Here is a 14,606-nt window from a genome sequence, read left to right as displayed (position 1 = left end):
AAAGATGCTCACGGTCTATATTCCGTCGTTATGTTATGCCCAAATCCACCTCTAGTTTGGCTATCAAGATTAACATCAGCAGGTTGAGGGTATTCCTGATCACCAGCAAGATATTAGATGCAAGGCGTCGAGGAGCGACGACTGAGGCGTATGGAGCAATACGCCGCAAGGAGGAGCGAGCGAAGACAACGCCGCAGATGATGTCTTGATGGTGGATCAGGAATATGTACGGATAATTGACACTCAATGACAATTAGGGTATTTATTATATAATTTTCCACAATGAATGATAAAATAATTGACACCCGCTAACCGCTTGATATATAACTCCTTAGCCCGGCTGGTTAAATCAGGCGGGTTGACGAGTATAAGCAATTTTGACGGTTAATTAGTTTCCGGATGAACACTAATTGTAAAAAGAGGGTTAATTATGGGAAATGAGACGATTCTCGTTGTAGATGATTCCCCGGCTGTTTTAAGCGGCATTGCTGAAATTTTGCAGTCTAACGGTTATACCGTGGATACCGCGTCTGACGGAGCAATAGCCGTCGATAAGATTAATGACAAATTTTATGACATAATTTTGACAGATCTGGCTATGCCCAAAAAGGATGGCATGGAACTGCTGAAATATATTACCGAAAATTCACCGGAGTCTATGTGTATTATCATCACCGGTTACGGCACTATCAAAAACGCGGTTGAGGCCATTCGATTAGGCGCCTTTGATTATCTGACCAAGCCGGTCAAATCGGAAGAAATACAGGTGGTTATTGAAAGAGCTCTCAATTACCGGGACTTAAAGCGGGAAAATACCACTCTAAAAAAACAAGTTAATGCCAGATACGCTTACGAAAATATCGTTGGAGACAGTGAAAATATCTGCGAAGTTTTCCGCCTTATTGATAAGGTAGCCCAGACGGATAGCACGGTCTTGATAATGGGAGAGAGCGGGACCGGGAAAGAATTGATCGCGCATGCCATCCACTATCAAAGCGATCGCCGGGATAAGCCGTTTATCCCGGTCAACTGCGGCGCTATTCCGGAAGAGCTGCTGGAAAGCGAGTTATTCGGCCATGAAAAAGGCGCTTTTACACATGCCATTCGCACGCGTATCGGACGCTTTGAACTGGCCCATAACGGGACTATTTTCTTGGACGAAATAGGCGATATGAGCCCCAACCTCCAGGTAAAAATCTTACGCATCCTGCAAGGCCACCAGTTTGAACGTATCGGAGGGACCAAAACCATTAAAACAGATATCCGGGTCATCGCCGCCACCAATAAAAATCTGGAAGAGGCCGTGGAAACCGGGCGATTCAGGGAAGATCTTTATTATCGGCTTAATGTTATCCCTATCCATGTCCCGCCGTTGAGAGAACGCGCCGGTGATATTCCTCTTCTGGTGCATCATTTCCTGGAAAAATTTAACAAGAGTAAGAAGAAAAATATAAAATCTATTTCTAAAGAGGTCATGCAATGTTTCATGTTTTATGAATGGCCGGGTAATGTCCGAGAGCTGGAAAACATGATCGAACGGCTGATCATACTGGCTAATGATGATAAGATCACCGTACGCGACTTGCCGGAAAGATTGCTGGCCCATCGCAAGAAGGATACCGCCCAACCACACCAACATAATGCCCTTCCTGAAGAGGGCCTTTACCTGCATGCCGCCGTTAACGAGTTTGAAAGGAATCTGATCCTGCAGGCATTAGACAAGGCCGGTTGGGTAAAAAACAAGGCCGCACAATTGCTCAATCTCAACCGGACGACCCTTATTGAGAAGATGAAAAAGCAAAAACTAATGAAGCCTGCCAATCCCATGGATAATTAAGCATTTGTCAAAAATTTGACCATATAGGCCTTAACCTCCCCTTGCCTTACCCACTGAGGGTGGGCGACTGATAATCCCTGCATACGTAACTATTTGTATATAAGAACTAAGTTCTGTCTTGACCACCTGTGGCATACTCCTTGCTTTCTCCTTTGGCAGAGGGTGTCGAGTCTATTTAGTGTTCATCTGGAAACCCAAAAATTCCGGATGAAAACCATTTAGTTTTTAGAGAGCTGAGAGTATGTATGAGACCCGGAAGGGTAAATAGATCGATTTTTGTTTTTCTTCTGGCGGCCTGGGTATCCATAGCCGGTGGGCCTGTCGGACAGGCCCACGCCCAGGAAAAAGAAAAAGTCCCGTCACATCTGACGGCGATTTGGGAAAAGGCAGCGATCAATTTTCAGCAAGGCCACTATGATGAGGCCATATCCGCTTATGAGAAGGTTATTGAGACCGGCGAATACGGCAATTTGGCAGAAAAGGCTTATTTTCTCCTCGCAGACTGCTATTTCTACAAGTATAGACCGAGCCTGGCTTCCCATTTTAGTTCTATCATCGAAGCTTACCAGACGGCTATACACAAGTATCCGTCCTCTGCCGAGGTCCCCAGGGCCTATCTCCAACTAGGCCTGCTTTATCAGAAAATGGGTTATGATTATGAGGCATCAGCTTATTTCAACCTGGTCGGCAAAAACTATAAGAACACGCCCTATATCCCTTATGCCCATTTTTACCAGGGGAAATTATGCCTCTCAGCCCGGCAGTTGGACAAGGCTGAAGGAGAGTTCCAGGAAGTTATATCAAAATTCCCTCAGAGCAAGATAATAGGCGAGGCATATTTAGGACTAATCGAGGTCTATATCCACAGAAAGTCTTATGAACAGGCGTCACAGAATTTGGAGAAGCTACTGAAGTTTTGGCCTGATGCCCATCAGCGCTGGCCGCTGGTTTTATTTTTCAGGGGAGAGGTTGAAACGGCAGCCGGACAGTACGCCCCGGCCCGTGCCGATTTCCTCCGTTATATAAATATAACCCCGCATGATGATAAAGACGATCTGGCCATTTATAAGATAGCCGAGGCCTATGAAATAGAAGGTAAAATCCAGGAAGCCATAAAGCTTTATACCTTTTTGACCAACTTCTATCCCCAGAGTGAGGGCGCCGTCCTGGCCCGCTACCGGCTGATCGAACGGATAAAATGGCCGGATAAAACAATTCAAGGGGGGAAGGTGTCGTTTGATACCCGTCCTTATCTTAATCTGATCGAAAAACCCCGGAAATACCCGTCAGCGGAAGAGGCCATGGCCCGGCTGGCATTAAGGTACTATGAGGCCGGAAATACGGCAGAGAGTATAAGCTTGGTGCGACATTTCATAAAAACATACCCTCAGTCTGCATATCTGGCTTTCGTCCTGGATGTAGGCCAGGAAACGCTTTCCAGTCAGGCCAGAGACCTTCTTTCCCGCCGGCAATATGTAGAGATCATTAATGCCTATCGTAAGAACGATAAAATAATAACCGGGCTAAAGGACGGCGCTTTTTTCTATTATTTAGCCGGCGCCTTTCGGGAGCTGGGTGTTTATGATTCTGCCGCTCATTTTTATTACCAGGCCAATAAACTGGGCGTCAAGGGAGAGGAAGGTCAGCGGGTCCTGCTGGATTGGGCGGACACTGCGCAAAGAAAGAGCGATTATCGTACGGCCGGCATACTGCTGAAGCGCTTGATCTCCAGCCCCGGCAACGAATCTATTTTAGAAAAAGCATCGGGTAACATGGGACAAAACTATGTCCTGGCCGGTGAATGGCGAGAGGGGGCGCATTACTTTGCCGGGCTGGTTAAAAAGGACCCGGAGAAATATATGAACCCTTCTTTGCTGTATAGCTGGGCCTACTGTACACAGCGCACCGGCGCAGAGGCACAAACACGTAACATACTGAATATGCTTACCCCGTTGCTGGGTGAAAAAGACGATAGCGGCTCGTTGAAGACCCGGATTGCCGAACTGTGGGTTGATCTGGGAGACAGGCAAAAGGAGAAAAGACAATTCGAGGCGGCCATAAAGGATTACCTGGCGGCGCTGGCGCTTGCCGTGCCGCCGGAAAAAAGACACGGGATTCACTACAAGTTGGCCGGTTGTTATGAGGCCCTGGGGAAGATGGCCGAGGCCGAGGTCGAGCTTACGGCTATTGCTAAAACCGGTGATGAATTCTGGAAAAAGGTAGCCCAGGGCAGATTACAGGGAATCAGACTTAGTTCGGTAAGGTGATTCTAATGACCGTGCCCGAATCAGCACAATTGAGACTGCTTGGCAAGGCGTTTACCGCTTTTAATCATGCTGCCATGGACTTACAAAAGTCTTTCGTTCAGCTTGAGTCTAAAATAAAGGAATTGGACCTTGAGCTTGAGTCTAAAAACAGAAAACTGGCGGCCAGCCTGGCTGAAAACAAGAAGGTCCGGGACTTCCTTCACCATATCCTGGAGAGCCTGCAACCCGGCATTGTGGTATTGAATAAAGGGGAGAAAATAGCGGCATGGAATAGCGCCGCCTGCGCCATTACAGGCATCAACTTCAGCCGGTATAAGGGGAGAAATTTTTACCGGATCCTGAGTAAACACTCCCTGCTGGAAGATTGCACTGTGAAAGAAGTAAAGGCATTAGGATATGGAGAAGAGCGTGTGCTCAGGTTCAGGCACGGAAGTGATTTTGTTTCTGTCTTGTACACCCTGACCCCTTTAAAGGGCGGCGCTGCCGTTGAGGAGACCGGTTGTATTGCCATCCTGCAGGATATTACCAGGTGGAAGAGGCTGGAAGATCAGGCGGAACGTAATAGCCGCCTCATTGCCATGTGTGATTTGACCGCCAAGATGGTTAGCGAGGTGCGTAACCCGCTTGGCAGCATAGAGATTTTTGCTTCCATCTTGCAGAGAGAATTGGCCGGTGATGTCGAAAACCATCGGATAGCAGGACATATTATTCAAGCGGTGCGCAGCCTGGACAATCTACTGGCTAATTACCTGATCTTTACTCAGTCGCCAAAGCCGAGGCTGCAGAAAATCCCGGTGGCCGCATGGCTCGATGAAGCGGCAAATTTTATCGGCCTCCTGCCCCGGGCAAACCCGCTGGAGATTATTAAAAAGTACCATGCCCGCCGGCCATGGATCATGGGGGATCGTGAGTTGCTGAAGCAGGTGGCGCTCAACCTTATGCTCAATGCCATCCAGGCCATGCCGGCCGGGGGCAATCTTGTTATTGAGACCAGAGATGAAAAAGATAACCCCAGGCGTAAGGGTTCAACGGGAATTAGAAAGGGAAAAGAAGGGGTGGCCATACGGTTTGCCGATACCGGCACAGGAATCGCGGCCGCACACCTGGAGAAGATATTCAACCCATTTTTCACCACAAAAGAGGGCGGCAGTGGCCTGGGATTGGCCATAGTGAACAATATCGTTCGGGCGCACGGAGGTATGATTGAGGTTAACAGTACAACAGGCAAAGGAACCAGTTTTACCATCTATTTACCAACTACAGACCATTCCCAAGGTACGCGCGCAGGCGATGTAATAGGCCATGGCGCAATAAAAAATGCGAAGTGAAAAATGAAAAGTGCGTCACCAGGACTGGGATAATGACTGCGGCATCCATTCTGATCGTAGATGATGATCCTAACATGCGCCTGGCGCTATTTGAGGCGTTGGCGCGTAATAACCATAAGATTGTGCTGGCAGAGGATGGTCAGGCCGCGGTCAAGGTGATAGATAAGACGCCGCTGGATCTCATTATTACTGACCTTAAGATGCCGAAGCTGGACGGAATGGGCGTCTTGTTAGAGGCCAAAAAGAGATTCCCGGATATGCCGGTGGTTATGCTTACCGGCTATGGAACTATAGCGAATGCCGTGGAAACCATGAAAAAAGGGGCCTTTGATTATATCCTTAAACCCTGTTCGGTCGAGGTACTGGAGCACGTGGTAGAGCGCGCCCTGGGAACGAGGCGGGGGGCGCATATTATGAAAGGACAACCCGTCTCTGAAAACAGTTTGCCGCCCGCCCCCACACTGGTCACGCGCAACGCACGAATGCAGGGGATTCTGGATATTGCCAGAAACGTGGCCTCCAGCCGCGCTACGGTCTTTATCCAGGGGGAAAGCGGGACCGGGAAGGAACTCCTGGCCCGGTTTATTCATGCGGAAAGCGAACGAAAGGATAAGCCGTTTGTGGCGGTCAATTGTGCCGCCCTGCCCGAAGGGTTACTGGAAAGTGAACTATTTGGACATGAAAAAGGGGCGTTTACCGGGGCCATAACCCGTAAGATAGGAAAATTTGAGCTGGCCCAGACCGGCACCATCCTGCTGGATGAGATCAGCGAGATGCAGATCCAGTTACAGGCCAAGTTGCTGAGGGTCCTTCAGGAAAATGAGATAGACCGTGTCGGGGGTAAGGTTCCCATAGCTATAGATGTGCGGGTTATTGCCACCACAAATCGGGATGTAGAGGCAATGGTTAAAAAAGCAGAGTTTCGCGAGGATCTGTACTACCGCCTGAACGTAATCCCCCTCAAAATACCGCCCTTAAGAGAGAGGAAAGAAGACATCCCTGCCCTTTGCGACTACTTTATGAAAAAGTATAGTCAGTTGTATGGAAGGCCGGTGCAAGGCGTATCGCCTGAGGCCTCTGAATATCTCATAACCCTGCCGTGGAAAGGTAATGTGCGCGAATTAGAAAACACCGTTGAAAGAGCGGTACTGCTCTGTACCGGTAAAGAGGTAACCAGACAGAGTCTTATGCTCGATGATATGGCCGTAAAGCCTCCCGGAGAAAAGCCCGCATCCCCGACCGGTACGGCTCCACTTAAGGACATAGAAAGAGAGCAGATTTTAAAGGCCCTGGACGAAACCGACGGTAATCGTACCTATGCGGCTAAAATCCTGGGTATTAGTGTGCGCACCATGCGTAATAAGCTACAGGAATATCGCTTACAGGGGTGGGTTAAGTAGTACATGGTATGGAATTTGCTTTAAAATTTAACCACAGAGCGCACAGAGAAGACAGAACGCAGAATACAGAATGCGGGAGTCAGAAAAAGAGTAAAGAGTGATGAGTCGGGAGACGGTTTCGGTTGCTGGTTTTTTAACCTGAAACCCGTAGCACGGAACCCGCAACTCGAAAGAAGGAAGGGAGAAAGTACATGGGCGAAGGATTATTTACGCATACCATGCAGGTTCTTAAACGGTCGCTGGATGTCCGTCTCCTGAAGCATGGCCTGACTACGAGTAATGTGGCCAATGCCGAGGTCCCCGGTTTTAAACCAAAGGACATATCCTTTAAGGATGCCATGCGCACGGCCGTAGAAGGGGGTGAGTTGCAACTTGCCAGGACCAGCCGCCGCCATCTGCCTGTCGGGGATGATGATAATTTATCAGCCCGCGTCGTCGAATCCCCTTGCCAGGGGGTGGATATAGACCAGGAAATGGCCGGACTGGCGGAAAACAACCTGATGTATCAGGCCTCCATACAGCTTTTGGCAAAAAAATTTGAAGTAATAAAGACGGCCATAATTGAAGGGGGTAAATAATTATGGATCTTTTAACGGCGATTAGCATCAGCGCTTCGGGGCTAACGGCACAGCGCGCCCGTATGAACGTAGTCTCCAGCAACCTGGCTAATGTTCAGACGACGCAGACGCCGGAGGGAGGGCCGTACCGGGCCAGGTCTATAGTCTTTATGGCCAAACCGGTACAAGAAGATTTTAAGGCCGCCCTGGCCGATAAATTGAATGAAGGCATGCGGGGCGTAGAGGTTTTAGGTGTGATTGAGGATAAGGAGGATTTCAAAGAGGTGTATGATCCGAGCCATCCGGATGCCGATGAACGCGGTGTTGTCCGCATGCCGAATGTTAATGTCATGGAAGAAATGGTGGACATGCTTTCGGCAACCCGTGCCTATGAGGCCAATGTAACCGCTATCAGCGCCGCCAAGAGCATGGCATTAAAGACGCTGGAGATAGGAAAATGATAAAGAAGCTTTCAGCATTCAGCTATCAGCATGAAGCCGGTTCACCGTTCACTGTTGACCGTTTACCGAAGGAAAATGTTGGACAACGGTTAACGGATAACAAACATGCTGACTGCTGATAGCTAAAACAAACGGAGGTTGTTTCCATGAGTCCAAAGAGTATAACCCCTGATATTGCTGCGCCCCTTAATAACGCTGGGGCTGGTTTCAAAAATATAAAAAAGCCATCCGGAGCCGGCTTTGGCGATCAGCTTAAAAAATATCTTTCTGAAGTAAACGAATTACAGCAGGTTGCCGATAAAAAGGTCGAAGAGCTGGCTTCCGGCCGGAATGCCAACCTGCATGAAACACTGATCGCTGTGGAAAAGGCCGGCATTTCGTTCCGCATGATGATGCAGGTCCGGAATAAAATTATTTCAGCCTATGAAGAAGTCATGCGTATGCAGTTCTAATCTTTGATTTCGGACGCAGATGAACGCAGATTTCCAGGATATTAAATATAAACTTCTGACGTCAGCCGGGATAAGACCGCTCGGAATGACAGATAAAAGGTATTTTCAGGTGAAAAATAACCACAAGTGCATAAAGCTGATCTTAATTTATTGATATTCTTATTTTCTCTGTGTGCTCTGTGGTTAATCTTTTGACAATACTTGCCAGGCCATAAGGGGTAAAAAATGCCGCAAATTCAGCAGCTTTTGGAATTTGTCCAGTCGCTCAGCATAAAACAGAAGATTATGACCCTGGTTGTTATTGGAACGGTGGTCTCAGGCTTCATTTTGCTTATGACCTGGGCAAACCGCCCTGATTACGAAGTGTTATATACCAACCTGAATCAAGACGACGCCGCCGGTATCATAGCCAAACTTAAAGAGAAAAAAATACTTTATCAGTTGGAACAAAACGGCACGGTCATAACGGTCCCCCGGGAAAGTGTACATGAGATGCGCCTGACTTTAGCGGGTGAAGGATTGCCTCGGGGCGGCGGCGTGGGCTTTGAAATCTTTGACAAGACCAGCCTGGGGACTACGGATTTTGTGCAGAAACTCAATTATCAACGTGCGGTGCAAGGAGAATTGGCCCGTACCATCAGTCAATTTCGGGAAGTAGAGCAGGCCAGGGTGCATATTGCCATCCCCCGGGAGTCTCTTTTTGTAGAGGAGGAAAAGAAACCCGCGGCCTCGGTTATCTTAAAGTTAAGAGGCGGTATGACCCTTAACAATAACCAGGTAGAGAGCATTGTCCATCTGGTAGCCAGTGCGGTGCAGGGACTGGCCCCTGAAGATGTAACTATAGCCGATGTCGGAGGCAGGTTATTCTACAAAAAAAGCAGCTCTGATATAACCGGATCTCTTTCCACGGCACAACTCGATTACCAGAAAGGCATAGAAGATGGGCTAAGGAAAAAGGTGGAAGGCATGCTGGGAGAGGTCTTAGGTACCAACAAGGCCATCGCCCGTGTTTCAGCGGACATTGATTTCCAGCAGATAAATATAACCGAAGAAAAATACGACCCGGATAGCGCGGTTGTAAGAAGTGAACAGCGCTCGGAAGAAAAATCAGAAGGCGGGAGCAACATTCCGGCCGGTATCCCGGGGGTAAAAGGGAGCTTGGCCGGCAAGTTAGAAGGAAGCGCCAATTTGGGCAATAAATCCCTTTATCAAAAGGAAAGCGAGGTCACAAATTATGAGATAAACAAGATAAACAGGCAGGTGCTGGGACCGGCCGGCTCCATTAAAAGACTCTCTGTGGCGGTAATGATAGACGGCGCTTACAAAGAGACGGCGGCCAAGGAAGGAAAAAGCGCCCGGCAATATGCAGCGCGCACGCAAGCTGAAATGAGTCAGTTTGAGAACATAGTAAAAAAGGCGGTCGGCTTCGATGAGGCAAGAGGCGATCAGGTAGAAGTTGTAAATATACCCTTCGCCTGGGGCGCGCCGGAAGAAGAGTCGTCGGCATCTGTCCCCTGGCGAGAGTATTTCTCCAAGATAGCCAGGCCGTTATTTAATATTATTCTGGTTCTGATATTTATCTTCTTTGTGGCTAAGCCGCTATTGAAGTGGTTGCTTACAAGCAGGCCGGAAAAAACGGTTTTAACGGGTCTGCCGGCATCAATCAGGGATCTGGAAAAAGGGGCGTTAGTGGACTTTAAAGAGGCGGAAAGAGATCAGACAATGCAACTGGTGCAAGGCCAGCCTGACCGGGCGGCAGAACTGGTAAAAAAGTGGTTGAGGGAAAAATAAATGGCTGAGAAGGGTGAGAAGCTCCTTTCTGGTCCGCAAAAGGCCGCTGTTCTTCTCCTGGCCATGGGAGAGGAATTTACGGCTGAAGTCTTTAAGAGACTGAAAGAAGATGAGATCAAAGAGTTGGCCAGGCAGATGACCAAGGTTGAACCTGTCTCGGGGAATATTGTTGAAGGCCTGGTCACGGAATTCCAGGGTTTTGTCTCTTCCGGATCGATCAGAGGACTGGCGGTAGATGGCAATGAGTTCTTCAAGAAGGCGGTAGGCCATGCCTTTAAGGGCGAACAGGCCCAGAGTATTCTGGAAGAGATTGAACAGGAATGGAAACTTAACTTCTTTCAGAAGGTAAGGAAGTTAGATAGTAAAACGGTTGGTAATTTTATTAAGAGCGAGCATCCCCAGACTATCGCCCTGATTCTTGCGCACCTGGAACAAGCGCAGGCCGCCAGTATCATTATGGAGCTCCCGCAAAATATACAGGCCGATGTATTGATGCGCATTGCCATGCTGGAAAAAGTCAACCCTGAGGTTATTGAAGAGATTGACAAGGCTATTCAGGAAGAGCTGACGGTTATCGGCGGCACAGAGGGAACGCATACTATCGGCGGTATTCAAACGGCCGCGGAGATATTGAATCAGACGGACCGGGCCACGGAAGCAGCCATCATGGAACAGATTGAGGAACAGAAACAGGACCTGGCCGATGAGATTCGCAAGAGAATGTTTATCTTCGAAGACCTCCTGCAGGTGGACGACCGCAGCATAATGGCCATACTTAAAGAGGTCAGCAGTGATGAACTTAAGATGGCCTTAAAGACTGCCTCGGAGGAGCTTAAAGATAAGGTATTCCGTAATATGTCTTCGCGTGCGTCTGAGATGCTTAAGGAAGACATGGAGATCGCCGGGCCGGCAAGATTAAGGGATGTAGAACTGGCCCAGCAGGCGATCATAAAGGTGGCCAAGAGGCTGGAAAGCGAAGGTAAAATTATGCTTGGCGGCAAGGGTGGGGAGGACATTTTTGTATAGTTTAGGAGCGGTCAAAAGATAGAATACAGAAGACAGGAGACAGAAGTAAGAAGTAGGACGTCGGAGTGAAACGGCCGACAGCTCAAGGCGTTTGGCCAAGAGCCAAGGACTGTTTACGTCAAGGCTTATGAAGCAAAAAGTAGGTACTAAAAGAAAGACGGATTTTTCTTTCGAAAGACTGGAGGCCTTCCTCCAGGGTAATCCGGGAGATGGCCAGGGGACAGGCAAGGGACCGGGGGATGATGAATATAGCGCCGGGAGGCAGGCCGAAAAAATCATTCGCCAGGCCAGAGAGAAATCCGTTTTTATTGAACACGAGGCCTACGAGAAAGGATACGCCCAGGGAGAAAAGGACGGTTTTGAATTCGGCAAAGAAAAGCTCATAATTGAGTTGCAAAATTTTGCCAGGATAATGCGTGAAATCAACGACCTTAAGTCTTCGCTTTACAAGAAATGGGAGGAAGAGATATTAACTCTGACCCTTGCGATTGCCAGAAAAGTCATCCATCACGAAGTTATCACTTCACCGGAATTGATAAGATACGCCATTAGGGAGGCGCTAAATCACGTGGTGGAAAATTCAAAAGTAAGAATCAGGGCTCATCCCTACGATTTCGCGTTCGTCGATGAGATTAAAGAAGATTTTTTAAGGGGGATTGCCGGGCTAAAGCATGTAGAGATAGTGGAAGACAAAAATATTACGCAGGGCGGTTGCCTGCTGGAAACGGAATTTGGTGATATAGATGTTACTTTAGACGGACAGTTGGCGGCTGTTGAGGCTGCTATAGAAAAGGTTCTGAAAACCGGCAAGGGGATAACGAATGACTCCAGCCAGTAACCCGGCCATTAACTGGGGGGCCTATAGGCAGGCCGTCGAAGAGGCAAAGACCATTAGTGTGCAGGGTGTAGTAACCCAGGTCATCGGCATGGTCATTGAAGGCCGGGGACCAGGTATGGCAGTGGGTGGGATATGTGAGATTGATCTCAAAAATAACGGAAGCAGCATTCCAGCGGAGGTGGTCGGTTTTCGAAACGACCGGGTGCTGCTTATGCCTCTGGGTGAGATGAGGGGCATAGAACCGGGCAGCAGAATAAGGCTTAAACAGCAGAGTCCCAATATCAAGACAGGCCAAACACTCCTGGGGCGGGTTATAGACGGACTCGGGAATCAGATCGATCAAAAGGATCGCATAGAATATGAAATAGATTATCCTCTCTATGCCGAGCCCTTGAACCCTTTACTGCGCGAGCGTATAAGTGAACCGGTAGATGTGGGCATACGGGCTATAAACGGCCTTATTACTATAGGCAAGGGGCAGAGGATCGGTATTATGTCCGGTTCGGGTGTAGGGAAGAGTGTGCTCATGGGGATGATCGCCCGCCATACCGCCGCCGATATCAGCGTCATAGCCCTTATCGGGGAACGGGGCCGGGAGGTAAGAGAATTTATCGAGCGGGATCTGGGAGAGGCAGGCTTAAGGCGTTCGGTAGTGGTGGTGGCCACTTCAGACCAGCCGCCGCTTATAAGGATGCGTGGAGCTTATCTGGCCACAGCCATAGCTGAGTATTTCCGGGACAAAGGCAAAGACGTTATCCTGATGATGGATTCGATAACCCGTTTCGCCATGTCCTACCGGGAAGTTGGGCTGGCTATCGGCGAACCGCCGACCTCGCGCGGATATACCCCCTCCGTCTTTGCTCAACTGCCTAAATTGCTGGAACGGGCCGGGACCAAGCGCGGCGGCGGGAGTATTACGGGTATTTATACCGTGCTGGTCGAGGGAGATGATATGAACGAGCCTATTGCCGATGCCTCACGCTCCATCATAGACGGGCATATTGTCTTATCCCGTGATCTGGCCCATGAGAATCACTATCCGGCTATAGATGTTCTAGGCAGTATCAGCCGGGTGATGCGGGATATTACCGGGGAGAATCAGCGAAAAAACGCCAAGAAACTTATCAATATACTGGCCACATACCGGAAGGCCGAAGACCTCATTAATATCGGGGCATACGTAAAAGGAAGCAACCCCAAAATAGACTATGCCGTCAAGATGATCGATAAGGTTAATGCATATCTGCAACAGGAAGTAGAGGAACGGGTAAGCTATGGCGAAAGCGCCGCTCAACTGGCGGCCTTGTTTGCGGGATAAATTAAGTTTGACGGCTTCATAATAAAAAGTAAGATTTTACCGCAGAGACAGCCGGGAACGCTGAGATAACGTATTGAATAGCTTGCAGGTTTTCTCTGCGTACTCTGCGGTGAAAAAGCTTTTTTACGAATTGATCGGGTTTGCTATGCGCTATTCTTTTAAATTTGAGACCTTGCTAAATTACAAGAAACGCCTGGAGGAGGTCGCCCAGCAGGTACTGGCTCAAAAGATGACCGAGCTGGCAGAGGCAGAACAGAAGCTGAATCGGCTAAGAACCCGGGAAAAGGAATGTCTGTTTGAGTTGATAGAAAAAAGGACAAAAGGCATCCCGGCAGCGCAGCATTTACTTTATATAAACTACCTTAACCTGTTGGCTAAGGACATCGCCGCACAGGAAGAAGTGGTGCAGGCATCAACCCGGGCGGTTGAAGAGGCCAGGCAGAAGCTTCTCAAGTTGTCCAGGGAAAAGAAGATGGTCGAGAAATTAAAGAAAAAAGATTTTGACGCCTTTACGCAGGAGATGATACGTCTGGAACAGAAAGAAAACGATGAATTGGTTCTTATAAGGCGTCAGGCTAAGGATGTGTTTTCAGAAGGACGGGGACATGCGTAGATTCAATACCCTCAGGCACATAACGATCTTCTTTTTAGCGATTATCTGTGTCAAGCTGGGCATGCTCGGGTTTTATTTTTATGAACGTGGATTTCGCTGGCAACCACCAGGCCATAATCAGGCTATAGCCGAGGACAAAGTAAAGAACAAGCAGGCTATTGACTTAGATGATCTTAGGCTATTCGAAGAGCTGGAAAATAAACGCCGCGAGCTGGCAGCCAGAGAAGAAGAACTAAGAAAAAAGGAAGAGGAGCTTTTGATCCTGAAGAAGGATATAGAAAACAAACTGGCTAATCTCTCCCAGCTACAAACAGAATTACAGGGCCAGTTTCAGAAAAATGGCGACGCCGCCAGGCAGTCTCAGGAGACGCGGTTAAAACATCTGGTCGGGGCTTACAGCGCCATGAAGCCTGATAAGGCGGCCAGCCTTATTGAAAAGTTAAACGACGATGTGGCGTTGCAGATCCTTTCGGCCATGAAGAGCAAGGATGTAGGCGCCATACTGAGCTTTGTAGATACAGAGAAGGCAGCCAGACTTTCCCAGAGATTGGCCAGATAAAGACAGAATGCAGGAGACAGAATACAGAATACAGAACTCAGAAGACGTTCCGTATAACCTGCGTGATAATAAGCGTTAAAAAGTACGTTGTAATGTTATCTCCTGTCTCCTGACTTCTGTCTCCCGTATTCTACTTTCCCAAAATTCCCACCCGGCAAT

At 48.6% G+C, this 14,606-nt stretch carries 13 protein-coding genes; all 13 read left to right on the top strand.

Annotated elements, in window-relative coordinates; all coding sequences use genetic code 11:
• The first annotated feature begins 430 nt into the window (after nt 1-430).
• Complete coding sequence (locus PHT49_02660; GenBank protein MDD5450784.1) at nt 431-1,837, top strand: sigma-54 dependent transcriptional regulator; 1,407 nt, start codon at nt 431-433, stop codon at nt 1,835-1,837.
• A 245-nt stretch (nt 1,838-2,082) separates the two neighbouring features.
• The gene (locus tag PHT49_02655; protein ID MDD5450783.1) at nt 2,083-4,104 is read left to right on the top strand and encodes a tetratricopeptide repeat protein; all 2,022 of its coding nucleotides are present in this window, start codon (nt 2,083-2,085) and stop codon (nt 4,102-4,104) included.
• A 5-nt stretch (nt 4,105-4,109) separates the two neighbouring features.
• Nucleotides 4,110-5,432: an ATP-binding protein gene (locus PHT49_02650; GenBank protein ID MDD5450782.1), complete on the top strand. Its 1,323-nt coding sequence runs from the start codon at nt 4,110-4,112 to the stop codon at nt 5,430-5,432.
• A complete protein-coding gene (locus tag PHT49_02645; GenBank protein ID MDD5450781.1) occupies nt 5,429-6,832 on the top strand; it encodes a sigma-54 dependent transcriptional regulator in 1,404 nt (467 codons plus the stop codon). Before PHT49_02650 ends, PHT49_02645 begins: the two co-directional genes overlap by 4 nt.
• A gap of 191 nt (nt 6,833-7,023) precedes the next feature.
• Nucleotides 7,024-7,410, top strand: coding sequence for a flagellar basal body rod protein FlgB (flgB, locus tag PHT49_02640; protein MDD5450780.1), 387 nt, complete (start codon nt 7,024-7,026; stop codon nt 7,408-7,410).
• Nucleotides 7,411-7,412: 2 nt separating this feature from the next.
• Complete coding sequence (gene flgC / locus PHT49_02635; protein ID MDD5450779.1) at nt 7,413-7,850, top strand: flagellar basal body rod protein FlgC; 438 nt, start codon at nt 7,413-7,415, stop codon at nt 7,848-7,850.
• Nucleotides 7,851-7,996: 146 nt separating this feature from the next.
• Entirely contained in the window at nt 7,997-8,302 is a 306-nt protein-coding gene (gene fliE / locus PHT49_02630; protein ID MDD5450778.1) for a flagellar hook-basal body complex protein FliE, read from the top strand.
• A 225-nt stretch (nt 8,303-8,527) separates the two neighbouring features.
• The gene (gene fliF / locus PHT49_02625; protein MDD5450777.1) at nt 8,528-10,093 is read left to right on the top strand and encodes a flagellar basal-body MS-ring/collar protein FliF; all 1,566 of its coding nucleotides are present in this window, start codon (nt 8,528-8,530) and stop codon (nt 10,091-10,093) included.
• Nucleotides 10,094-11,119 carry a flagellar motor switch protein FliG gene (gene fliG / locus PHT49_02620; GenBank protein MDD5450776.1) on the top strand — a complete coding sequence of 342 codons (1,026 nt, stop codon included), beginning with the start codon at nt 10,094-10,096 and terminating at the stop codon, nt 11,117-11,119.
• A gap of 127 nt (nt 11,120-11,246) precedes the next feature.
• Nucleotides 11,247-11,957: a FliH/SctL family protein gene (locus tag PHT49_02615; protein ID MDD5450775.1), complete on the top strand. Its 711-nt coding sequence runs from the start codon at nt 11,247-11,249 to the stop codon at nt 11,955-11,957.
• Nucleotides 11,941-13,275, top strand: coding sequence for a flagellar protein export ATPase FliI (gene fliI, locus PHT49_02610; protein ID MDD5450774.1), 1,335 nt, complete (start codon nt 11,941-11,943; stop codon nt 13,273-13,275). Before PHT49_02615 ends, fliI begins: the two co-directional genes overlap by 17 nt.
• A gap of 109 nt (nt 13,276-13,384) precedes the next feature.
• Nucleotides 13,385-13,888, top strand: coding sequence for a flagellar export protein FliJ (fliJ, locus tag PHT49_02605; protein ID MDD5450773.1), 504 nt, complete (start codon nt 13,385-13,387; stop codon nt 13,886-13,888).
• On the top strand, nt 13,881-14,447 hold the full coding sequence (locus PHT49_02600; GenBank protein ID MDD5450772.1) for a hypothetical protein: 567 nt from the start codon (nt 13,881-13,883) through the stop codon (nt 14,445-14,447). The genes fliJ and PHT49_02600 overlap by 8 nt, the downstream gene beginning before the upstream one ends.
• Nucleotides 14,448-14,606: the final 159 nt, after the last annotated feature.

It is taken from the genome of Desulfovibrionales bacterium (assembly GCA_028715605.1).
Taxonomy (GTDB): Bacteria; Desulfobacterota; QYQD01; order QYQD01; family QYQD01; genus QYQD01.
The sequence above is the reverse complement of the archived record's forward strand: the minus strand, read 5'-3'. Positions and strand labels throughout refer to the sequence as shown.

Bases quoted from the DNA above. Each gene is read 5' to 3' on its own strand.
- PHT49_02660 (MDD5450784.1), top strand. From the start codon at position 431: ATGGGAAATGAGACGATTCTCGTTGTAGATGATTCCCCGGCTGTTTTA.
- PHT49_02655 (MDD5450783.1), top strand. From the start codon at position 2,083: ATGAGACCCGGAAGGGTAAATAGATCGATTTTTGTTTTTCTTCTGGCG.
- PHT49_02650 (MDD5450782.1), top strand. From the start codon at position 4,110: ATGACCGTGCCCGAATCAGCACAATTGAGACTGCTTGGCAAGGCGTTT.
- flgB (MDD5450780.1), top strand. From the start codon at position 7,024: ATGGGCGAAGGATTATTTACGCATACCATGCAGGTTCTTAAACGGTCG.
- flgC (MDD5450779.1), top strand. From the start codon at position 7,413: ATGGATCTTTTAACGGCGATTAGCATCAGCGCTTCGGGGCTAACGGCA.
- fliE (MDD5450778.1), top strand. From the start codon at position 7,997: ATGAGTCCAAAGAGTATAACCCCTGATATTGCTGCGCCCCTTAATAAC.
- fliF (MDD5450777.1), top strand. From the start codon at position 8,528: ATGCCGCAAATTCAGCAGCTTTTGGAATTTGTCCAGTCGCTCAGCATA.
- fliG (MDD5450776.1), top strand. From the start codon at position 10,094: ATGGCTGAGAAGGGTGAGAAGCTCCTTTCTGGTCCGCAAAAGGCCGCT.
- PHT49_02615 (MDD5450775.1), top strand. From the start codon at position 11,247: ATGAAGCAAAAAGTAGGTACTAAAAGAAAGACGGATTTTTCTTTCGAA.
- fliI (MDD5450774.1), top strand. From the start codon at position 11,941: ATGACTCCAGCCAGTAACCCGGCCATTAACTGGGGGGCCTATAGGCAG.
- PHT49_02600 (MDD5450772.1), top strand. From the start codon at position 13,881: ATGCGTAGATTCAATACCCTCAGGCACATAACGATCTTCTTTTTAGCG.